We start from the raw sequence: 22,430 nt of genomic DNA, 5'->3' as shown, positions 1-22,430 counted from the left end.
GTGCTGGTGGTGCGAGCCCACTACACGGCGACCTCTCGATACGCCCGAGCCGTCTGAGCTCCCGCATAGACCGAGGCCCGCGTGGTGCGCTGGTGCCACGAACGGCTAGTGAGGTGGCGGACCGGCCCAGTAGGCCGAGTCCTGGAATTAGGTCGCTGCGTGGCCCGCATGCGCTCGTGACCAGCACAGATACCCGTGCCATGGGGAGGGAACATCTTGATCTACTGCGGAATTGACTGGGCCGAGAAGACGCACGACCTCGCCATGGTCAACGACAGCGGCGAGTTACTGGCCAAGCGCCACATCACCGACGACGCGGCCGGATACAAGCTCCTGCTGGACGTGCTCGCCGAGCACGGCGACACGGAAGAGATTCCGATCCCGGTCGCCATCGAGACCTCCCGCGGCCTGCTGGTCGCGGTGCTGCGGCAGGGCAAACGCCAGGTGTTCGCGATCAACCCCCTGGCCGCCGCACGCTACCGCGACCGGCACAGCGTCTCGCGCAAGAAGTCAGACCCCGGCGACGCCTTGGTCCTGGCGAACATCTTGCGCACCGACATGCACGCCCACCGGCCGCTACCGAACGACACCGACCTCGCCCGCGCGATCGCCGTCCTGGCCCGCGCCCAACAGGACGCCACCTGGAACCGCCAGCAGATGGCCAACCAGCTCCGCTCCCTGCTGCGCGAGTACTACCCCGCTGCCCTGGATGCCTTCGCGGCCTGGCAGAACGGCCTGTGCCGGCCCGAAGCCCGCGAACTCCTCAAGGCCGCACCGACCCCGGTCAAGGCCGCGAAACTGACCCGTACGCAGATCGCCGGCGCACTCAGGCGGGCCGGACGCAAACGCGGCATCGAGGCCGAGGCCGAGCGGATCCGTGAAGCCTTCCGCGGCGACTTCGCCCACCAGCCGCCCCTGCTGGAGGACGCGCTCGGCCAGCAAATGCTCGCCCTCCTGGGCCAGCTGGAGGCCGCCTGCACCGCCACCGACGACCTCGCCAAGGCGGTGGCGGAGACTTTTCCTCAGCACCCGGACGCTGACGTGATCCTGAGCTTCCCCGGGCTCGGCACCCAGCTCGGCGCCCGGGTCCTCGCCGAGATCGGGGACGACCCCACACGATTCGCCGACGCCCGCGGCCTCAAGGCGTATGCGGGCTCCTCGCCCATCACCCGGGCCTCCGGCAAGAAGTCGAGCATCACCCGTCGATGGGTCAAGAACGACCGGCTCAACCACGTCGGCTACCCCTGGGCGTTCTCCGCCATCACCGCCTCACCCGGCGCCAAAGCGCACTACCGGCGGCGTCGTGACGACCACGGAGACTGGCACGCAGCCGCCCAGCGCAACCTCTTCAACCGCCAATGCCACGAAGTTAAGGGCCCGTTGGCGGTGTCAAGGCGTCGGGGAAGGTGATCTTGTAGGTGCTCGGCGCCGTGCGGATGATTCGGCCGTTGCGGGCCCAGTAGCAGAGTTGCGCATTGAGGCGGCTGAGGGGGAGTCCCGAGGTGGCGAGGCCGAGGTGCTGTGCGATGTCGCGGGCGTGCATCGCCTGGTTGGAGTTCGCGGCCAGGATTTGGCAGACCCGGCCCCAGCGGCCGGAGAGGGCCCGGCTCCGGTCCTGCGTGCTGGGCAGGACCGGTGGGTGCACGGTGATCTCGATGGCGATGACCGGTGTGTTGTCGCGGGGACGACCGTCGCGGTTCCAGATGTTGTAGCGGGAGGTTCCGCACTTGACGATGCGGGCGGACAGCCGCATCCGGCGCCCGGGAAGGAGCGCATGCAGAACGCGGCTTCCTATGTGTTCCACCAGGTCGGAGCGGCTGCTCTGGCCTGAGGTTGCGGTCGTTCCGACGAGGCTGACGACCGTGTCACGGGCGGCCTCCAGAGCGACGGTGAAGCCGGCCCGGTCGGGATCGCAGCCGGGTACTGCCTCCACCGCGGTAACCATGACCGAGCGCAGGGCCTGGTAGAGAGTGAGTAGTCCCCACATCTCCTGGTTGAGGCCCATCGGGTCCTTCGAACGTAGAACTCGGCCCTTGAGCAGGGTGTGACGTAGCGCCAGGTAGGTGATCTCGATCTCCCATCGTTCGTGGTAGAGACGCACCAGGTGGTCCACGGGATCGCTGCGGTGGTCGCTGAGCGTGGTCAGCAGACGGTAGGTTCCGCCGAAGTCGCCGCCGTCGGCGGTGCGGGAGTGAATCTCGGCCTCGATCACCCGCAGCCCGAGGCCCCCGATCCGAGTCATGTAGGAGCCGTCGGGCAGCAGCGCCAGTACCGGCGGGCGTCGGGTGCTGGTGGCGCGTATCAGGAACTGGGCCCCTTGAGCTGCGATGTCTGCAAGCAGTTCGTTGCTGTCGAAGGCGCGGTCCGCCAGGAGGAGCATGTCCGAGGTCAGATGGCTGACCAGGTCGTGGGCGTAGTCGGTCTCGCCCTTGGTGGCGGGACCGAAGACAGCTGCGATCAGGCCGCGGGTGCCGGTTTCGCACAGGGTCATGAGCATCAGCCGGGGGTAGCCTGCCGGACCGTGGCGGCGCTCGGTGCGGCCGAGCCAGGACCGGTTGCGCTCGTGGTCGGGGACGTTCAGGCTCCCGCAGCCGTCGAAGGCGACCGTGCGCCAGCGGCGGTATCGCACTCCGGGCGTGGACGGCTGGGCCAGCGGGCCGGCCAGCACGTCAAACAGCCGCTTGAGCGGGGCCACGCCGACCCGCCGACGCAGATCGCGAAGTGCCTTCTCCGACGGCCGCGGCACCATGACGTTCAGTCCGGCCACGAGCTTGCCCCACACCAGCCCGGTTCCCAGGTGCCCGAACAGTCCGAGCGCGAGCACGAAGTACACCCCGACGCGCGAGGGGAGGCTTCGCAGGCGTCGCTCGCGAGCCCCGGTCTCGTCCAGCACCGCATCCACCAGCTCGGGCGGGATGACCTGCGTCAACTCACCGATATGACCGGGCGCGAACACGTCGGTTCCGCCCGTGACAGACTGAGCCACGGGGCCTCTGCTTTCTCAGGAAGATCTTGGTCGATCCCCTGGATAGCAGAGGCCCCTCCCGCATCGCGTCCACCATTGACACCGCCAACGGGACCTTAACTTCGCGGCATTGCTTCAACCGCATGATCGGCCAGCTCTACCACTGCCTCCAGAAACACGAACTGTTCGACGAACAGACCGCGTTCCCAGTCCAACTTGCCGCCGCGGCTTGACACTTAGCCGCGTGAGGTGTCTGTTGTCGCAGTTGTACGTGGTGTCGCCCTTCGAGTTCAACTCGGTGCTTTCGGTGTGCGATTGTCTCGCTCACCGGTTCGGGAACGCGGCTGACCGGCCCGGCCGGGAGAGGGCCTATCCCTCGGACATGACGGACGCGGAGTGGGCGGTGGTGCGTGAGTCGTTGCCGGTGCCGGCCTGGCTGGAGGGCCGGGGCGGGCAGCCGGAGGGCTATTGCCACCGTCAGATGATCGACGCGGTCCGCTACGTCGTCGACAACGGCATCAAGTGGCGGTGCATGCCCGTCGATTTCCCTGCCTGGGACCGGGTCTACGCGTTCTTCCGCCGGTGGCGCGACCAGGGCCTGGTCAAGGAGTTCCACGACCGGCTGCGCGGAGGGGTCCGCATCGCGGAGGGGCGGGAGGCGGAACCGACCGCGGGCATCATCGATTCGCAGTCGGTGAAGGCCGCCGCGTCGGTGCCCTCTGCCTCACGCGGGTATGACGGCGGCAAGAAGATCAACGGACGGAAGCGGCACGTGATCGTGGACTGTCTCGGCCTGCTGCTGATGGTGTCGGTGACCGCCGCCGACGTCACCGACCGCCAGGCTGCCCGCGCTCTGCTGCCCCGGCTGCGCGAGCAGTTCCGGAAAGTCTCTCTGGTGTGGGCCGACGGCGGCTACACCGGCTGCCTCGTCGACTGGGTGAAGGAGAAATTCCTGCTCACCCTGCAGATCGTCAAGCGGAGCGACGGCATGAAGGGGTTCGTGGTGCTGCCGAGACGGTGGGTGGTGGAACGCAGCCTGGGATGGCTGATGCGCTCACGGCGCCTGGCCCGCGACTACGAGACGCGGCCCGACAGCAGCGAAGCGTTCATCTGGTGGTCGGCGTCCATGCTCATGACCCGCCGCCTCGCCCGGCAGCCCCAGATGCGGCAGGAGCACTCCTGATGGGCTGCCGCGGCATAAACCGGCCCGACAGCGACGGGGCCAGCCAGCCCCGCTCGACCAGGCGTTTCGCCTTGCACCGCACCCCCTCGATCTTCGCCGGCACCAACTCCAGCCCCAGCCGGGCCGCCAGCTCCTTCGCCGACATCCCTTCCGCACCGGCCGCCGGTTCGCCCTGAAGGGCATCCATGATCCGCCGGTAGTCCGACGCGAGTGCCCTCCGCCGTCGCCCCCTGTCGCCACCGTGGCACGAGTGACCCCGCGACCGGAGCCTTCTCCACCCCCGCCAGCCTCTGGACCGGGGCCGCCGCCTCATGCGGGCCGGCAACCGGCGCATCCCCGGCCTCGGCCGGAGCGGCCAGGGCCTCCGCGAGCTCCACCCGAGCGATCACCCGGCGTTCCAACACCGCCTCCGCCTCGCCGAGTTCAGCAAGAATCCGCTCCGCTTGTGCACGAAGCTCCTCTGCCCGCACCCGGGCAGCCGCCTCCCTGGCCTCCAGCAACCCCATCACTGATGCCACCGGTCATCTCCGCATCGCCGAGAACGAACTGATCGCCCGATCTCTCCCGCAACGACGCCGGAACCATGCCTGACCAGCGGAGACTCGCCAGCCACATCCGGAAAGACAACGGCTTCTCAGTGAGCTTCTCTCGGATGATCGCGACCTCGTATGCCTGGAGCTCGGCCGGATCCGAGCAGAACTTGTAGCCATCCGGGCGGGTCCAGATCAGGGGCGGCCAGCCGCGTTCGGCAATGGTGTCCCGCAGGCAAGCCAGGCTGGCACGGGTCGCAGGCCCGCGGTCCCGGCTGCTGCGCCCATACGGCCACCGCGGCGACTCTGCGAACAGGCGTCAATGTGGCGTCAGAGTCTGGCTTTGAAGCGGCTGAACAAGTCCGGGATGAACTGGAGGAGGAGTTTCTTGGCGTCCTCGGGCCGTTTCAGTTCGTCGTGGCCGAAGCGGAAGACCTCGTACCCCCTGAGCTTGAGATCCCGGTCGGCGGCGACCATGTCCGCGTATTTGGCGGTGTCGGGAGTACGGCCTACAGTTCTCTGACGATCCATCAGATAGAGAACTGATACCAGTTCCACTCGAAGGAGTCCACGGACCGCACACCACCGCCGGTGAGGCAGCTCACAGAGATCGGCTCGCGTCGTACACGGTCAGTGCGATCTGCACCCGGTTGGTCAGGTCCAACTTGGCGAGGATGTGGGACACATGGGCCTTCACCGTGGGCACGCTCATATAGAGCTCGGCAGCGATCTCCGCGTTCGTCTTCCCCTCGCCGACGGCGACGGCCACCTCCCGCTCACGGTCGCCGAGCTTGTCGAGTTGCGCACGGGCTCGCGCACCCGCCGACGAGTCGCCGCTTGCCGTACCGCCCCTGTCGTCCTCGTCGGCGATCACCTGGGCGATGAGGCGTTGCGTCACCGAGGGCGACAGCACCGGCTCTCCGGCCGCCGCCCTGCGCAGGGCGGCGACGATCTCGGCAGGCGGGGTGTGCTTCAGCAGAAAGCCCGCGGCTCCGGCTCGCAGGGCGCTTACCACGTACTCGTCCGTCTGAAAGGTCGTCAGTACGACGATCTGCGGAGCCCGGGGACGGCCGCGCAGCAGTCGCGTCGCCTCGATGCCGTCCACCGTCGGCATGCGGATGTCCATCAGCACTAGATCGGGCTTGTGTGCGTCGACGAGCGACAGGACCTCCGCACCGTCGGCCGCCTCCGCGACGACCTCGACGCCGTCGGCGCCCGCGAGCATCAGGCGCAGCGCGGAGCGGACCAGTGGGTCGTCGTCGGCGAGCAGTACGCGGATCATGCCCGCCAGGGTAGCCAGGCGTGCAGGTGGTGTTCGTCTCCGTCCCGCTCGTGGCTGAGGCGCCCGCCGGTCAGCGCGGCGCGTTCGGCCAGACCGATCAGGCCCTGTCCGGTGCCCGGGATGCCCGTCGCGGGCGCACTGTGCGGTGGTGTGCGGTTGCGCACGTCCACCGTCAGACCGTCGCCCGGCTCTCCCCGGACGGCGATCCGGACTAGAGCGCCGGGTGCGTGCTTGCGGGCGTTGGTCAGGGCTTCCTGCACGATGCGGTAGACGGTGCGGCCGGTCAGCGCCGGCACGGTGTCGAGGGCCTCGACCCGCTCGTCCAGTTCGATCCGCATACCCGCCGCGCGTGACTCTGCCACCAGTCGTCGTACGTCCCCGAGAGTCGGCTGGGGCGCCTCCGAGGCCGGGCCGCCCACCGGCGCGCGCAATACCCGCAGGACCACTTGGAGATCCTCCAGCGCCTGGTGGGCGCTCTCACGGATCACCGCGGCGGCCTGGCCGACCTCCGCGGCCGGGGCGCCGGGATTGAACTCCAGTGCACCGGCGTGCACGCTCAGCAACGACAACCGGTGGGCGAGAACGTCGTGCATCTCTCGCGCGATCTCCTCGCGCGCCCGTTGCTGCGCCCTTTCGGCATGGAGCACGGCCTCCGTCTCGGCACGGTCGGTCCGCTCGTGCAGGGCCCGTACGAACAGGCCCCATCCAACGGCTCCGGCGACGAGCGTGCCGCCGATCAGCGCCGAGGAGAACCAGGACAGTCGTACGTCGGGACGCAGCACCAGCGCGACGGGCAGGGGAACAAGGGCCCACGCGGTCACCCACAGTGCCGTGCGCGTCGGCCTAAGGACGGCGACGGTGAACAGCGCCACGACCAAGGAGACGACGGCCGGGGAGAACGTACCCACTGCCACCGCGGTGGCAGCCACCGCGACTGGCCACCGGCGTCGCCACCACAGCAGGGCACAGGCGACGAGGGCCGCGGTCAGACCTCCGGTCGTACCGGCGATCGGCCAGGGCAGGGCGCGGTCGAACACGCCGAGCGGCCCTGCGCCACTGGACACCTGGGGGTAGAGCGACGGTCCCCTGCCCTGTATGCGGGCGACGCCGACGGACAGGGCCGCGGTCAGCACGACAATGCCGAGGTCGAGGGTTCTCTCGCGGTACGTACGACTCACAGTCGGCCAACCTACGCGCCGCCGGGTCGCCCCGGAGCGACCGCATACTTTGGTATACCCCGCGCTTGAGAGGTACCGACTTCCGTCGGATCGGGGATCCCCGGCAGCCGACCTTCGGCCGAAGCGCTGCCGTGGCCCGGCTTCTTAGCGTTTCGGACCATGAACACGTTCACCAAGAGCCGCGCCCTGATGCTCGTCGGCGCACTGCTCGCGCTTGTCGGCGGTGTGCCGCTGGCCGAGCGGTCGTATGCCCACTTCACCTACTGGGGCTTCGGCGTCCCCATGTACGGTCCGCATCTCAGCCAGGCAGTTCTCGCCGTGCTCGGCGTCACCGCGGTCGTGATCGCCTGCCGGAGGCGTACGCGATGACCGAACACGCCCTTGAGGCCGTGGGCCTGGGCCGGCGGTACCACCGCGGCTGGGCGCTTCAGGACTGCTCCTTCCGGCTGCCGGCCGGACGGATGTGTGCCCTGGTCGGCCCGAACGGCGCGGGCAAGACCACACTGCTGTCGCTCGCCGCCGATCTGCTCGAACCGAGCGCCGGGACGATCCGCCTGTTCGGCCACGCTCCCGGAAGCCTCACCGCCCACCAGTACACGGCCTTCCTCAGCCAGGACAAGGCCCTCTACAAGAACTTCCGTGTCGACGAGATCCTGCGCATGGGGCGCGAACTCAACCCCAGCTGGGACCAGGCGCGGGCCGAAGGCATCGTCGCCGAGGGCAACGTGCCGATGAACGCCAGGATCAGCACGCTGTCCGGCGGACAGCGCACCCGTGTCGCCTTCGCCCTCGCCCTCGGCAAGCGGCCACGCCTGCTGCTGCTCGACGAGCCGATGGCCGACCTCGACCCACTGGTCCGCCGCCAGATGACCGACACGTTGATGATCGACGCCGCCCGGCACGGCACCACCGTGGTGATGTCCTCGCATATGGTCGCCGAGCTGGAAGGAGCCTGCGACTACCTCGTGCTCATCAACAACGGAACCATCCAACTGGCCGGCGAGATCGACGCGATCAGCGACGCCCATCGGCTGCTGTCCGCACCCGACGCCGATCAGGGCCGACAGGCGGAACTGGCCGGACACGTCGTCGTCGAGCAGAGCACGACCGGCAACCGGTTGACCGCCCTCGTCCGTCCCCAGGGGCCCCTGCCGAGCAGCTGGGAGATCAGCGCGCCCACCCTGGAGGACCTGCTTCTGGCCCATCTGCGCACCACCGACGCCCCGGCACTGATCACGCCGAGCGCGAGCGTCGACGCCGCCGGTACGCACCTGTCGGAGGTGACCGCGTGACCGCCTCCGTACTCCCGCGCCCGCGCGCCTTCCGGCTGCGCGGACTCACCTGGCTGGTGTGGCGGCAGAACCGCGCCGCGTTCTGGATCGGCCTCGCGGTCGCCCTGGTGGTTGCCGTGTACGCCGCTGTCCGGCACCAGCAGGTCGTCGCGGCCATCGACGAGCAGCACCTCGACGAGTGCCGAGGCAAGGCCAAGGCATCCGGGGAGTGCTTGAAGAAGATCGTGAGCTTCGGTACCGAGTACCAGTTCCCGATGCGTCGCCCGTTGCAGGTGATGGCCTTCCTCCCGCTGGTCTACGGCCTGTTCCTCGGCGGCCCGCAGCTCGCGCAGGAACTGGAGTCCGGCACCTACCGGATGGTCTGCGCCCAGTCGGTCCCCCGGGTGCGCTGGTTCGCAGCGAAGCTCGCCGTGCCCGTCGCGATGACCGTCGTGGTCAGCGGAACCCTGGCTCTGGCGATGACCTGGTGGTGGCATCCCGTCGCCGACGTGATGGGCGGGCAGTTCCCCTGGTACGAGTGGTACCCGTTCAACGGCATCGGCCCGGTGGTCGTGGGCCAGTCCTTGCTGCTGCTTCTGATCGGCGTGACCCTCGGACTGCTGCTGCGGCGGACCGTGGCGGCGATGGGCGCCACCCTGGCCGTCGGCGCGGGCGTGCTGGTCGGACTCGACTGGCTGCGCGGCCACCTGCTGCCGACCGTCACGGTGAACGCACAGCACACCACCGAGCCGCCCGCACCCGACGGTGCCTGGCTCATGGCCGACGGTCCGCTCTCGCCCTCGGATGCCCGGGTCTCGGACGTGAACAGCTGCTACTCGACTTCCGACGTCAGGACCTGCTTGACCGACCACGGGCGGACCGGCCACTGGGCCGAGTTCCACCCCACATCCCACCTGTGGCCACTCCAGTGGGCGGAGACCGGCTTGTGTCTGCTGCTCGCGGGCGCGCTCGCTGCCCTGTGCATCTGGCGGGTACGGCATCGGCTGACCTGACCGGTCCGGAACAGGTCGGGAGTCTCGGGGAGTTGCTGACGGGTGAGCCGACGGATGAGCTGACGGGTGACTCGGGCTCCCATCGAAACGCGTTCTAGTTATAGTGAGCGGAACGCGGCGATTGGGGAGCCCATGGCGTAGGTGCACGACCACGGCGGCGGCGTCCGGTCCATCGAGGTCCCCATCCCGGACAACCCCCTCGGCCACACGCTGGTGTACGTCGTCGACGCCGACCGCGGTCCGGTGCTGGTCGACACGGGCTGGGACGACCCGGACTCCTGGGACACGCTCGCCGAGGGACTGGCGGCGTGCGGCACGTCGGCCGCCGAGATCCACGGGGTCGTCATCACCCACCACCATCCCGACCACCACGGCCTGTCCGGCAGGGTCCGCGAGGCCTCGGGCGCGTGGGTCGCGATGCACGCGGCGGACACCGCGGTGGTACGGCGGACCCGGGGGACCGGTCCCCAGCGCTGGTTCACCTACATGACCGCCAAGCTGGCCGCGGCCGGCGCCCCCGAGGAGCACCTGGCTCCGCTGCGCGCCGCCCGCGGCGGCCGCAGCCTGCCGGGCTTCTCCCCCGCGCTCCCCGACCGCGAGATAGTCCCCGGCGAACTCCTGCCCCTCCCCGGCCGCCGCCTGCGCGCGATCTGGACCCCGGGGCACACGCCGGGCCACGTCTGCCTCCACTTGGAGGAGGAGCATCCGGCCGGACTCCCGGGCCACGGCCGCCTGTTCTCCGGCGACCACCTGCTGCCGGAGATCACTCCGCACATCGGCCTGTACGAGGACCCGGAGGACGCCACTGTCACCGACCCCCTGGGCGACTACCTCGACTCCCTGGAACGCGTCGGCCGCCTCGCACCCGCCGAAGTACTCCCCGCCCACCAGCACGCGTTCGCCGACGCACCGGCCCGCGTACGGGAACTGCTGGCGCACCACGAGGTCCGGCTGACCGGGCTCCTGGCCCTGCTGACCACCCCGCTCACCCCCTGGCAGCTCGCCGAGCGCATGGAGTGGAACCGCCCCTGGGACCAGATCCCGTACGGTTCACGGCACATCGCGGTCTCCGAGGCCGAGGCCCATCTGCGCCGACTGGTGAAGCTGGGCCGAGCGGAGGCGGTGGCGGGGAGCGATCCGGTGGCGTACGTGGCCGCGTGAAGCTCACAGGCTGCTCTCAGGCCCTGTTCTACGGGCCGGTAGAGTGATCGCGTCGTCATCACACCTGGCTGCGGGTGTGGGACTGGTCGCCCGTCCTGACCTCCACGGTCCTTCAGGGCTGGGAGCCACTGCTGCAGGCGCTGTGCCGCCTGCAGCCTGCTGGCCCGTCCGACCCGCGCACCCAGGCCGTGCTGGAACCGAGCAAGACCACCACCGCCGTTCAGGCCGAGGACCTGGCGGAACTCGCGGCCGGGCAAGGGCCGGTGGCAGCCGCCGCCGCGCTGGCCGCAGCCTCGGATGCCGGCGACGACGGGTACGCGATGGTGCTGCACCGCCTCGTCGCCGCCGACCCGGCCGCCTGGACGAGTGACGTGCCCGCCGTCCTGACCGCCCTGGGCCGGCCGGAGCTCGCCGCGTTCTACCTCGCCGCGGCCGCCGCCCACGCCGGCCGGCCCGGCGCCTTCCCGGACGGTGCGCTGCCGGCGGCCGTCACCGCGGCGCTCGAGGTGCGCCGCGGCCTCGGCGAGAGCGCCCCCACCGTCGGCTTCGACGGCGTACGCCGCCGGCCCGCTGGGGCAGCCTTCGCCGACCAGGCGCTGTTCGACCTGCTCACCGCCGCCTGGCGTGCCGACGCCCCCGACGGGGAGCAGGAGAAGGACGCCCTGGCGTACCTGCAGACCCAGCTCGCCCGCCCCGCCGGGAACACCGCCACCGCCGCGGAGACCAAGGACGCCGCCTCCGCCTCCGCCGCCCCCGCCCCGGCCGCCGCTGCCGCGGGGACCGCGGAGGAGGGGACGACGCCGGCGCTGATCGGCTCGGACCCGGAAGTCCGGGCGCTGGGCTGCCTGCTCGAGTACGCCGTCCACCGGGCCCGTACCACCGGCGAGATGCCCGAGGAGGTCCTGGACACGGTCGCCGGCGTCCTCGCCGCACACGCCGGCCAGGAAGCGGTGGCCACCGCGATCGGGGCGCACCTGCGGGCCCTGCACCACCATGCGCCCGCGTTCGCCGCCGCCCACCGCACCGCCCTGTACGGTCTCGTGCCCGGCCGCCCCTCGCCGGCCGCCTCCTGGCTGCGCTGGGGCGGCCCCGACAGGCAGCTGCTTGCCGCCCTGGACCGCGCCGAGCTCCTCGCCGCGCTGCGCGCCGCCGTGCCCGGCGCCGCCGAACACCTCGCGCACGCCCTCCTGGACGACCCCGCCCTCCTGGACGATCCCGCCGCCTGGTGGACCGATTTGGCGGCCGGCACCGGCGACGGCGTTGCCGCGGTCTCCCGCCTGCTGGAGGCGATCGCCGCCCGCACGCCGCGCACCGGCTCCAACAGCCCGCTCCCGCCGGCCGGGCAGGCACAGGTGGCCGCGGCTGTGGCCCTGTGGCGGGCCGCGCTCGCGGCCGGCCTGCCGCAGGGAGCGCTCACCGGTGCGGGCACCTTCGCGGACGCGGCCGTCCAGGAGACGGCCTGGCTGGAGCTGACGCGGGCGAGCGCCGAGCACACCCCGGCCCTGACCGACGCCGACCTCGTCGCCGAACGCGCCGCCGCCCACCCCGACCGCCCTGACGCCCTGCTGCTGGCCGCACTGCTCGTCACCCACGCGCCCGGGACATGGCGGGAGACGGCCGTACGACAGCACGCCCGCGCCCTGCTGGACGCCGCCACCGCCCTACCCCCCGGCGAACGCCCCCGCGAGGTGCAAGAGCTGAGGACAGCGCTGGTCAACGCCGGCGACGTCGACGCCGCCGCCCGCCGGTGAGTCGCCGCCGCACGCCGCGCCCGGCCCACCGCGGCGCCAGCCGCAACCGCTCACGAGCCTGAAGGAGGCCCGCATACTGGGAATCCGCGTCCACATCAAAGGACCGGCCCGACAGAAGATCGGCGCCGAGCTGAAGAAGGCCTAGAAACGCCGGTCCGCAAGTCGTTCAGGTGACACGTACACCAGCTTGATGCCGTGCCGACGAGTCCCCCGGAGCTCTTCAGCGACCTCGGTCTTCCCTCCACGGCTGTTCGACTCCGCCATGGGACCGACCAGCGCCCGCACCGCGCCCCCGACCGCCGACGACAGCTCCAGCGCCTGGTCGGCCATCAGCGCCACCAACGGCGAGACCACCACGGTCACGCCCGGGAGCACCAGCGCCGGCAGCTGGAAAGTGTACGACTTCCCGAACCCCGTGGGCAGCAGCGCCAGCACGTCCCGGTTCTCCCCCACCGCGCGGACCACGGCATGCTGCTCGGGCTTCAACGCCATCGGGCCGTCCTGGAAGCGCAGGTGTCCAGCGACCGCCTCGCAGCGCTCGGCCAGCAGGGAAGGGAGCGTCCCGTCCACGCGGGCACGCGCGACCTCCTGGGCGCTGAGCCCGGCTTGGCGGATCCGGCGCGTGGCGGGCAGCAACGTGTGCTCCTCCAACGCCTGCGGTGTGCACAACTCCTGTGCGCGCGACGCGCCCAGGCGGCCCTGCTCGTCCAGAAAGCGCCAGATGATCTCCCATCCCTGTGCCATCGTCACGATGTTCCCGCCCGCCGCCTCACCCGTGAGCGGATCGGCTGTGAGCAGTCCTGGATCCAGCGACTCCAGAAAGACCTGACGGTAGGCGCGGCGCAACGCGGTCGTCCCGGCGAGTTTGCGGTCACTGATCACCACGACGCCCCGGTGGTCCACCGAACGCAGTAGCCGTCCCACCGCCTGGCGCAATTCCATCGCCGCGAGCGGCAGGTAGTACTCACCCGTCGCGGCCGCCTCGGGGTCGGCCGCCCCCGCCACTCTCGCCCGCTCCGCGGCCGCCGCGCGCCGGGCGGCGATGACCGGGTCCGCGAAAGGTGCGAACGGGAGTTTGTTGATCCACACCAAGCCCAGCCGCCGTGCCGGGAAGTCAACTCCCTGCCACATGCCGCGCGTGGCGACACAGAAGCCGCCCAGCTCATGGAACTCCCTCGCTGCTCGCGCATTGCCCAGCAGCGGCGCCACCGCCACCGGCAGTGAAGCCCCGTCCACAGCGAGCCGTTCCAACAACCGCTCCGAAACCGCCTCTGCCGCCGCAGTGGACGTCGTCAGCACCAGCGCACCGTGCTCGAAAGCCCCGTGCCGTTCACTGACGACCTCACGCGCGTAGCCCGCCAGCTGGTGTGCAACCGTACGGTGGGCGGCCTGCGGATGCTCGGCCCAGCTGGGGAAATCCGCGAAACACAGCAGCCGGGCCTGCCTGGAGGCGTCGAACGGACTCGGTAGCGCGCACACGTCCACCTCTCCGCCCAACCCAAGACGCTGCCGAACGAAGGCCCAGGACCCCGCGACCCTGAGGGTCGCCGACACATAGAGAATCCGGCGGAAGCCGCTACGGACCCGGCGCCACTGCGGATCCGCGCTCAGCTCGATCGGCGCGGAGGAGACCGAGAAGGGGTAGCGACGCGCCGCCACCGCGGCGGTCACCTCGCCGCCCTCGCTCGCGAACACCACTCGATTCGCCAAGCCTGTTCTCGCCGTCAGCCCCGGCAATGCCTGTTGCAGCGGCTCGTCCACCAGGTCCTGCGCGCTCTCCGGGGGCTCCTCGTCCCACTCCGGTTCCTCGTCGCCGTCATCCGCAGCCGCCTCGCCCGTCGTGTCCACCGGATCCGGGGACGTCCCCAGCACATCGCGAGCGTCGGCCACCACCGTCGCGGCCTCCTGCGCCAGCAGACCCACACGCGCGATGAGCAGTGCGGCATGTTCGCGTTCCCACCACGGCGCCTGCTGGACCTCCGGCAGGCGCGTCAGCCGTGCCAACTCCCGGCCCGCCGCCTGAGCCCAGCCCCCCAGCCGCTCGAGGCGCCCCAGCAGCTGACGGGCCCCGGCCACCGCGATCAGTCCCCCGTACGGACTCGCCAAGGTCGCGACCCGGCGTCCCGGTTCGCCTCCCACCGCATCGAACACCGCCTGCGCCGCACGCGGCATCGCCTCGGTCTCCAGCAGCCGCTGCCCCTCGCGCAGCAGCCTCGAGAACTCCGAGGCGTCGGCGCGCCGGAACTCCCGGACCCACCGTTCCGTGTCCGCGAACAGGTTCTCCACCGCGCGGATGTCGACCTGCGCCGTCGACGCCACGGTCACCGCCTGCTCCAACGCGTGTGCCTCGTCGGCCACCAGCAGGGTCGAACGGTCGAAGGCACCGGCATGTACTTGGAGCAACGCATGGTTCGCGATCACAAGTCGATGACCCGCCACGGCCTCGCCCACCGAGTCTGTCCACGGCGCGAGCGGCGAACCCGAACCAGGCCGGTAGTCCTCCGCCTCCTGGCTCACGCTCGCCAGCCACAGCGACAGCACCCCGCCGGACGAGGCCTGCACTTACTCCACCAGGAACGCCGGCAGGTCCTGTACGTCCACGCTGCGCGCCGACCACACCTGCGCCCGCCCCCGCGCCGTCGCCAAACGGCGTACGAACCACACCAGCACCTCACGGAAGACCACGTCGCCGACGAAGCGGATCCGGCTGGCCCGATGCCCGCCGGCCACCTCGGCCGCATCCACCAGCGCGGCCACCAGGGCCCGTAACGACACCCGGTTGCGCTGGCCCTTCACCACATCGGTGAGCGACTCCAGACCCGGCATCACCCGAGCCAGCGCCACCACATCCCCCGCCAGCTGCCCCTGCAGTTGGCGGGTGAATGTCGAGATCACCACCCGTCGGCCAGGGTCGGCCGCCAGCCAGTCCAAGGCCACCGCCAGCACGGCCAGACTCTTTCCCGTCCCCGTCGGCGCCTCGCACAACCCGTCCCGTCCGGCGTCGACCTGCGCGCCGAGCCACCGTGCCATCTCCTGTTGCACCGACCGCCACTCCACCTCCCTGCCCGCCGCGACGGCCACCGCGAGCCGATGCGGGTCCACCCGCCCGTCAGGGACCAGGAGTTGAGCCGGAAGTGTGAGAGCGGCCAGGCCCGGACTCCCTCGGCCCGGCGAACGGACGGGCTCGCCCCATTCACGCAGTGCCTCCGCCAGCAACTCGGCGACGCTCTCGTCGTCCACGGCCCCGCCCGGCCTCCGGTCCGTCAACGACGCCACCAGCTCCCACGCGGCGGATCCCGCTCCGGCGGACGTCACCAGTCGCCACCACGGATCAGACCAGCCGACCGCTTCCTCCACCGCCGCCCTCACCACCAGTGCGGTCACCCGGGCGTCCACCAGAGCGTCATGCAGCTGCCCGGCCTGCGTCGCCACGCCCCCGGATGCGGCCACGTCTCCGAGCCGGTAGGAGTCCAGCCACGGCCACACCGCCTGCGCCACGTACAACGCGTCCACCCGCAGCACACCGTCGACAGCGGGAAGCCCCGCCCGCAAGCACTCCGCGTCGAGCCATGTGAAGTCCGCGACTGAGCCGTTAAACGCTACCAGCGCGTCCGCGTCCCCGAGCCACTCCCGGAAGTCGCCCAACCCATCCTCGGCGGCCCGGGCTTCTCGCCGGTACCGGGCTGAGGCCTCCTCGCCGCGGATCAGAGCCTCCCACTGCGGATCCGGCAGCCGCAGCCAGGCCTCGAACTCCGGTGCCTCGTCCACCCATCCGGCATCGGCGGACAGCCGCACCGCACCGACCTGGTAGATCCGCCGCTCCCCACCGGGATGCTGGGCACTGGCCCGGACCGCAGCCTCGACATCCAGCACCACCGCTCGTAACGCCCCAGGCCTGCGCCTGTCCCCGTCTTCCGAGTCCGCGTTGTGAACCGCCGCACATGCCTCAACTACCCCGTGACGCGTCCTCACGGCTCCCATGCTCTCGGCCCTGCGGACCAACTGAGCCAGACGCTGGCGGCTCGCCCCTGGCCAGCACTCGCGGGCAGCCCGCAACAGGGCGTCCGAGTCCATAGCACCGCGATCTCGCAGCAGCTCGGCCAACCGGTGAACCAACGCGTCCGACACCCGGCGTCCCCCTAGCCTTGCCCGAGAGTTAAGTCGATCACATTTGTGCCCTGTCGACTAGTGATTCGCCGATCCTTCCCGACATGGTTCGGATGCCGCCTCCCCCATGACATGGGCGTCCCCAGCGGTGTCCTCCGGCGCCTGCCAGCCCTGCTTGATGCCATTCGCTTGACCTTCGAGCTTTCCCCAACCAGTGCGGTGTCTCGTTCCTGGAACCCGCACGGATCTGGACCAGCCGCAGGACGGGTCGAGGCGACGAGCGGGGGCGAGGCCGTCTTGCAGGCGATCCCGTTCGGTCCAACCATCCTCGAGCCAGGTGGGGACGCCGCTGGCGGTGCCGACCATCAGGACTTCGACGTTGGCCGGCTGGTCCACGGGCGCAAGCGGCCCGCCATCGCATCGAGTTCCTCGAACGTCTCCGGTCCCAGGCCTCCATTCCCACCACAGCGCAGTCGTGCTCAGTCACTTTTCCCGGGTAGACGCCTGACGTCACCACGTCGGGCCTCGGGCCAAGATCCGGACCATTCCCGGGCCAGCGATCCGCCTCATGCCGCACTGGGCGCTGTTTCTGCTGGTCAGCAGCACACTAGGGATGTACCACCAGCAGACGAAGAATCTGCTGGTGTCGTACTCGCCGAAGAAGCTGGGCTTCTTCTAGACGCACGAAAAAAGGCGCCTGACCTGGCCTTTTACCCGTCAGGCGCCTGTCGCCCCGCCGATTCACGGCTGGGCTCGGTTTGCGCACTAACTCCCAATTCCTCCCACGGCTGTACCGTCCCTGACCAGTGCTTCCGGACCAGTCACGGACCAGAATCCTTGAATCAGCCCTCAGATGCCGCGCCCTGGCTGACGCGCCCCCACTCCTGCATGGACTGCTCGATGAGGCGGTTCGCCTGTTCTCGCACCCCGTCGAGGAACTTGGCGTAGTGACGGAAGAGAACCTCGATGCTCTGGTCGGCGCGGCGAGCGCATTCGGCTGGATCCACACCGGAGTAGAGCCAGAACGAGATCCCGGCATGCCGGAGGTCGTACGGCCGTTTGGCCAGGCCCGATGTGCGCTCCGTCCGAGTCAGAGCGTGTTCCCGCGCCCGCGCCCACGTCGTACCGTACGCCGCAGCGTCCACGTAGTTGCCAGCTTCGTTACGGAACACTCGGCCGTCAGGTGCCACGCCGAAGCGGTCAAGATGAGCCCGCAACATGCGTACGAACTGCGGCGGGATCGGGACAGGACGCGTCGCGGTTGCCGCACGGCGCTTGAGCGAATGCACCTCGTGCACCTTCCCGTCGTCAGTCCACTCCTTGCCAGACGTGACGACCCCGCCCGAGAGGTTGAGCATCCCCACCCGGTCCTCGGCAAGTGGCATTGCTCGATACGGAGGTGGATAACTTCTGCAGGCCGCATAGCCGCGTAATAAATGCAGCCGAAGAAAGCCTCGAGATGAGGACCCCTCCCCCGCTGGCCGGCAACAGCTGCGAGTAGCCGAAGCACCTGGTCCGGATTGGGAACAGCGGCTGGATCCACCTCCTCATTGACGGCTGGCGCATTCCACCGGAGCCCGTTGAGGGGATTCTCCGTGAAGTATCCCTTCTCAACGGCGGTGTTGAGAGCTTCGTTGAACGCAGCTCTTTTGCGACGTGCTGTCTTGGCCGCAGCCGCCTTGCCGTCCAGTTTGCGGCACATGGCATCGAGAGCTCGCCGGAGAACGTCGGCTTCCGCGAGAGTGCTGACCGGCAGAGAATTCCGCTTCATCCAGTCCAAGGCTTGGCGCCACTCCTCGACGGGCTCACGCTGCCAAGCGTTCTTGTTGAACGCCCACGAGTACAGGGCACGCCTCAGTACCCGCGGTTCGGAATACGTTGCGCCAGGGTGCACCAGGGCGGGCGTGATGGTGGCGAAGGCATCAGCCCGGGTACGGCGGGTATTCCCAGGCGTGCGCTCCCACCTTTGCTCGATGTAGTCGTGTGCCAGGTCATACCATGTGGTCCGCTGCTTGATGGCCCGCAACTCGGACGCCGGCAGACCAGTCTGCTCATCAAACGGCTCCCCTTCACGCGCAGCTGTCATCAGCTTCGCGCGCCTGCTTTCAGCAAGCGCGCCTGTCATGAAGGACACGGACTTCTCGCGCCCGCTGACCGTCCACCGAACCTGGAAAGGCTTGCGCCGGTCGGGGCGCTCGCGTATGTCCCAGAAGCGGACGTTATAACTCATCGCCATCCAGGCGTATCCCTTTCACACGCTTCCCACCACGCATCCAGATCGGCACGGCGGCAGCGCAATTCACCATTGGGCAGCTTGATCATTCGGGGTGCCAGACCGCGAGCGCGTAGACGGTAGAAGGCCGATGGGCTCATCCGGATCTCCGCTAGGACCTCGGCGAGCTTGAGCGCAGGTGGACGAGCCATTGATGTTTCCTCAGGGATTCCGGATTTGTCGGCCGCCCAAACGGCAGCGCGCAACTTGCACCCACTCCGTCATGGCTGATGGACAGGCGCTGTCAATTGCGGGGCTGCAGGGCGCCGGCACGAAGGGCCGTGGCGTCCGAACGGCTCCACCGCCAAGCACAGCCGCCGCGAACTCCCTCAATGGTCATCACGATCGCCGGTTTGGCTAACCGGCGATCGTGATCTATGTTGGGCGCCCAACGCAGGGAAGTTCACGGACCATTGCTAACGGACGAAGCTCATGGGGCCAGCCGGCGCGACCGGAAACCGGGGCTCGCTCCGTCCGTCACGAGCACCATGAGCCCGTCGTCGGTGAGCCGGTCGAGATTGCGTGCAACGACGCGCTCGTGAGCGCCGACGGCTCGGGCGACCTTTCTGGCTCCAGGGTGTGTCGCGATGTGCGCGAGGACCACTTGGTCCCGGCGGTAGCTACGGTGCAGCAAGTCCTCGCCGAACAACCCGGCCGCACGGACACAGAGACACAGCACCATGGAGGGGCGCCGTAGTCCTCTCGGCCCTGTGCGGTCCATGCGTTCAGGCGCGAAGTACCAAGAGGATGGGGGCGGTGAAGCGAGTGGATCGGAGAGCCGTATTCGACAGGTGGTGCTCCTTGGGTCGGGGCCTCTGCGAGGAGGCCGAGCAGCATGAGGTACCGGCCGCCGTCATGGCCGACCTGTCCGCAGGTCGGCCATGAAGCCTGAATCCACTCACTGACCTGGTGTTTCCCGGGACGTTGTACGTTGACATGGTCTCGGAGCAGGTTCCAGTCCTTCGGGGCTCTTTCTCGTCTGCCGTGGGCGAATGCCGGGCCGAGGGAGCCTCCGGTACGAGAGGCCTGTTCCTCCAGGTACCGTGCGCAGCCGTTCTGTGAGTACTCCTCCAACGCACTGACGAGCCGTGCCTGCGCGGCCATGCCCCAGTCAGCGGCGACCGCCCTGAGTACCTTGTTGGACAGGGTGTTGGCCGCGGCCTTTTCGAGGCTGTCCACCAGGGCGGCCACCTGGTGGACGGGGCGTTCAGTGATGCTCGGCAGCAGTTCCGTTTTGTACGGAAGAGAGCGTTCCAGCGCCACGGCAAGCCGGGCGACCAACCGACGCTAGGACGAGTGTCGGACAGCGAGATGCCGCTCAGCTGCTGTCACGCTCAGCTCCACGGCGTCCAGAAGGTCACATTCCAGCTGGTGCGGTATGGCTCCGCGCCCCAGGCCAGCGGAGGCTACCGTCTCGGTCAGTCTGGAGTGTTCTCCTGCGGTCATCTCTCTTGAGCACGCTCGATGCGCGATGATGTCCCGTGCAACGTATCCGTCGGCGAGGTGCACCGCATCATTCACGAGGCGACGGGCGACCTCGGCTTGACTCGAACGCGGGGAGAGATCGAGGACAGTCAGCCCAACACGGGTACGGAAGACGGCCATTTCTGCTCCAGCCTGGAGATTCAGGTACTCCACTGCCATCTTCTCTGCCGCACCTTCCGCTGCTCTGCCGTCGGCGATGAGGCAGAGAACGGTGAGACATGCTGCAACGGGGTGTTCCCAGGCTTCCGTTAGCGTGCTCTCGTCCAGGATCCGTCGTGCCGAGTCCGGGTCTCCCCCGAGGCAGCGCGTCACGATGTCCACCTGGCGGCCGTCGAAGAGGCGACGGCCAATTCCCTTGTGCTGTGCAGCATGTTCCCGTGCGTCGTCCCATTGTCCGGCCGAAGCGAGAGCGCGGGTGCCATCGCCCAGCAGCACGGTCCACAGCCACTGGCACACGGGCCGGTGGTCATCTGCTGTGGCTGTGAGGTCGCGGAACGATACGGGGTGACCCTCAAGGGTCAGATCCGTCCGGTTCCGTACTGCTCGGTTCAGTATGTCGAGCAGTCGGTAGGCACGTTCGCCTGCACCGTCTCGGATGCGCAGGCGGGCAAGGTTGACGAGGGGTTCCAAGGCATACCGCGCCTCCTGCGCACCCAACGGCCGGGCGCGCAGGTAAATCTCCGCGTGGCGCCAGCACAGTTCGCGTGCCAGGGTCGGCAGACCGCAGTCACTGGCGATCAAGGCCGACTTGTTCAATGCGGTGGCAGCCTGGCTGAGGCCGCCGTCTTGGTCCGCGGCCTCAGCCAGGGTGCTGATCTCCTTGACCCGCTCGGAGAGCGGCAGGCACGCGGGGCGCGGACGTGCGACCAGCGGGAACCGCTGTGCTATCCGGCTGGCGTCCATCTCACTGCCACTCGATGATCATGCGGTTGAGCGCGTTGTCGAGCGCGAAGCGACCAGGCTTCGGTGCGAGCGGAGCGGCGTCGAGGGGTTGGATCTCGAACCGAACCTCGCGGTTGCGGTGGTCGCGGTCCCAGGCGCGGATCTGTTCGGCGACCCGATTGGCGAGGGACTGCGCCTCGGGCCCGTGGCCGATGACGCCGAACTCGTACAGGGTGGCGCCGTCCGGGGCCTTCTCACCCGCCGTACGGCGGGTGAGGTACGTCAGCGTGCCGCCTTCAAATACGGCGGTCGAACTCGCGTAGGGGGCCGTGACCACACCGCGGTCGATGGCCTCTCGCGTTGCGGGCATTCGGCTCAGGCCGTTCGGCATTGCGCAGGTCAGCCACAGCTCCAGCCATTCGGCCGACTCCGGTCCCCGGAAGTTCACGCCGGTCCACACCTCGGTGCGGGTCTGGCTCAGGACTCCGGTCAGTGCCTCGGCGTTGACGGTCTGGTCGCCGTTGGTCACGAGGGTCACAGAGCCGTCGTCCGTCAGCTTCACAAAGCGGCGCGGGTCGTCCGCGATGCCGCGTCGCAGCGGCATGAAGGTGTTCATCTCGGAGCCGACGCTGCGCCAGGTTCCGTCCCCGGCCCGCTCGAAGGCGATCGAACGCGAGACGCTGCCGCGGAGGCGAAGCGGGGTAAGGAGTCGTCCTCCGGGGGCGAGCTGGTCGAGCCAGGCGTGCGGCACGCCGTGGGCGCCGACCGTGGCGACAATGTGATCGTAGGGAGCGTTGGCGGCGTAGCCGAGCGCCCCGTCGCCGAGGATCACCTCGACGTTGTCGATGCCCACGGCAGCGAGACCTGCGCGGGCGCCTTCCACCAGGTCGTCGTCCACATCGATCGTGGTGACGTGGCCCTTCTCGCCGACCAGGTAGCCGAGGAGCCCCGCGTTGAAGCCGGTGCCGGCGCCCAGTTCCAGCACCGTGTGCCCCGGCTCGACTTCCAGCTGTTCGAGCATGATCCCCACGATGTCGGGCTGGGATGCGCAGCTGATGGACGCGCCGCTGTCGTCGAACTTGATGTTGACGGGCGCGTTGCTGTATGCCACCTCCGGTGGGGCGTCGGGGACAAAGACGTGACGGGGTACCGTCCGCATCGCCTCCTCCACGCGGGGTGTGCGAACCGAGCCCTCTGCGACGAGCTGGTCGATGAGCTGAGTACGCAGGCGGTCGGCTGCGCTGGCTTCGATGGTGTCGCTGTTCACGCCGCTGACCGTAGTGGTCAGTGATGTCGTGGTTGGGGCGGACGCGGTGTTGTCACTCGATCCCATTACTGCCTCTCTAACCG

General features: G+C 69.5%; 16 protein-coding genes and 1 pseudogene. 7 read left to right on the top strand and 10 right to left on the bottom strand.

The window, feature by feature from the left end:
- Positions 1-195 precede the first annotated feature (195 nt).
- On the top strand, positions 196-1,410 hold the full coding sequence (locus tag ACFV7R_RS36385; protein ID WP_385271592.1) for an IS110 family transposase: 1,215 nt from the start codon (positions 196-198) through the stop codon (positions 1,408-1,410).
- Here the strand turns inward: ACFV7R_RS36385 and ACFV7R_RS36380 are convergent.
- Positions 1,370-2,986, bottom strand: a complete 1,617-nt coding sequence (locus tag ACFV7R_RS36380; protein WP_385271589.1) for an IS4 family transposase — start codon at positions 2,984-2,986, stop codon at positions 1,370-1,372. The genes ACFV7R_RS36385 and ACFV7R_RS36380 overlap by 41 nt on opposite strands.
- A gap of 361 nt (positions 2,987-3,347) precedes the next feature.
- On the opposite strand from ACFV7R_RS36380, the gene ACFV7R_RS36375 reads away from it, so the two are divergent.
- Positions 3,348-4,148, top strand: coding sequence for an IS5 family transposase (locus ACFV7R_RS36375; RefSeq protein ID WP_385271586.1), 801 nt, complete (start codon positions 3,348-3,350; stop codon positions 4,146-4,148).
- An 860-nt stretch (positions 4,149-5,008) separates the two neighbouring features.
- Here the strand turns inward: ACFV7R_RS36375 and ACFV7R_RS36370 are convergent.
- From ACFV7R_RS36370 to ACFV7R_RS36360, 3 genes are all read right to left on the bottom strand, one after another.
- A complete protein-coding gene (locus tag ACFV7R_RS36370; protein ID WP_385271584.1) occupies positions 5,009-5,209 on the bottom strand; it encodes a hypothetical protein in 201 nt (66 codons plus the stop codon).
- 70 nt (positions 5,210-5,279) lie between these two features.
- Positions 5,280-5,960 (bottom strand): response regulator, encoded by a 681-nt coding sequence (locus tag ACFV7R_RS36365; protein ID WP_385271581.1) that lies wholly within the window; start codon positions 5,958-5,960, stop codon positions 5,280-5,282.
- Positions 5,957-7,138 (bottom strand): sensor histidine kinase, encoded by a 1,182-nt coding sequence (locus ACFV7R_RS36360; RefSeq protein ID WP_385271578.1) that lies wholly within the window; start codon positions 7,136-7,138, stop codon positions 5,957-5,959. Before ACFV7R_RS36360 ends, ACFV7R_RS36365 begins: the two co-directional genes overlap by 4 nt.
- Positions 7,139-7,297: 159 nt before the next feature.
- Here ACFV7R_RS36360 and ACFV7R_RS36355 point away from each other — a divergent pair, with 159 nt between their 5' ends.
- From ACFV7R_RS36355 to ACFV7R_RS36335, 5 genes are all read left to right on the top strand, one after another.
- Complete coding sequence (locus ACFV7R_RS36355) at positions 7,298-7,507, top strand: hypothetical protein (protein WP_385271575.1); 210 nt, start codon at positions 7,298-7,300, stop codon at positions 7,505-7,507.
- Complete coding sequence (locus ACFV7R_RS36350; RefSeq protein WP_385271572.1) at positions 7,504-8,430, top strand: ABC transporter ATP-binding protein; 927 nt, start codon at positions 7,504-7,506, stop codon at positions 8,428-8,430. Before ACFV7R_RS36355 ends, ACFV7R_RS36350 begins: the two co-directional genes overlap by 4 nt.
- The gene (locus tag ACFV7R_RS36345) at positions 8,427-9,422 is read left to right on the top strand and encodes an ABC transporter permease (protein ID WP_385271569.1); all 996 of its coding nucleotides are present in this window, start codon (positions 8,427-8,429) and stop codon (positions 9,420-9,422) included. The genes ACFV7R_RS36350 and ACFV7R_RS36345 overlap by 4 nt, the downstream gene beginning before the upstream one ends.
- A gap of 141 nt (positions 9,423-9,563) precedes the next feature.
- Positions 9,564-10,583: an MBL fold metallo-hydrolase gene (locus ACFV7R_RS36340; protein WP_385271566.1), complete on the top strand. Its 1,020-nt coding sequence runs from the start codon at positions 9,564-9,566 to the stop codon at positions 10,581-10,583.
- A gap of 74 nt (positions 10,584-10,657) precedes the next feature.
- Positions 10,658-12,334 (top strand): hypothetical protein, encoded by a 1,677-nt coding sequence (locus tag ACFV7R_RS36335; protein ID WP_385271563.1) that lies wholly within the window; start codon positions 10,658-10,660, stop codon positions 12,332-12,334.
- A gap of 141 nt (positions 12,335-12,475) precedes the next feature.
- Here ACFV7R_RS36335 and ACFV7R_RS36330 read toward each other — a convergent pair whose 3' ends face one another.
- The 6 genes and pseudogenes from ACFV7R_RS36330 to fxlM form a co-directional block, all read right to left on the bottom strand.
- Positions 12,476-14,896 (bottom strand): helicase C-terminal domain-containing protein, encoded by a 2,421-nt coding sequence (locus ACFV7R_RS36330; protein ID WP_385271560.1) that lies wholly within the window; start codon positions 14,894-14,896, stop codon positions 12,476-12,478.
- Complete coding sequence (locus ACFV7R_RS36325) at positions 14,897-16,207, bottom strand: DEAD/DEAH box helicase (RefSeq protein ID WP_385271557.1); 1,311 nt, start codon at positions 16,205-16,207, stop codon at positions 14,897-14,899.
- Between the two features lie 1,076 nt (positions 16,208-17,283).
- A complete protein-coding gene (locus tag ACFV7R_RS36320; RefSeq protein WP_385271554.1) occupies positions 17,284-17,799 on the bottom strand; it encodes a hypothetical protein in 516 nt (171 codons plus the stop codon).
- A gap of 868 nt (positions 17,800-18,667) precedes the next feature.
- A complete protein-coding gene (locus tag ACFV7R_RS36315) occupies positions 18,668-18,865 on the bottom strand; it encodes a helix-turn-helix transcriptional regulator (RefSeq protein WP_385271551.1) in 198 nt (65 codons plus the stop codon).
- Positions 18,866-20,000: 1,135 nt separating this feature from the next.
- Positions 20,001-21,101: a hypothetical protein gene (locus tag ACFV7R_RS36310; RefSeq protein WP_385271549.1), complete on the bottom strand. Its 1,101-nt coding sequence runs from the start codon at positions 21,099-21,101 to the stop codon at positions 20,001-20,003.
- Between the two features lies 1 nt (position 21,102).
- Positions 21,103-22,425 (bottom strand): annotated as a pseudogene (fxlM, locus tag ACFV7R_RS36305) (methyltransferase, FxLD system); the annotation flags it as partial.
- Positions 22,426-22,430: the final 5 nt, after the last annotated feature.

Origin of the sequence: Streptomyces sp. NPDC059866 (assembly GCF_042731325.1) — a bacterium.
Classification (GTDB): domain Bacteria; phylum Actinomycetota; class Actinomycetes; order Streptomycetales; family Streptomycetaceae; genus Streptomyces; species Streptomyces flavusporus.
This window is presented reverse-complemented; position numbering and strand designations above follow the sequence as displayed.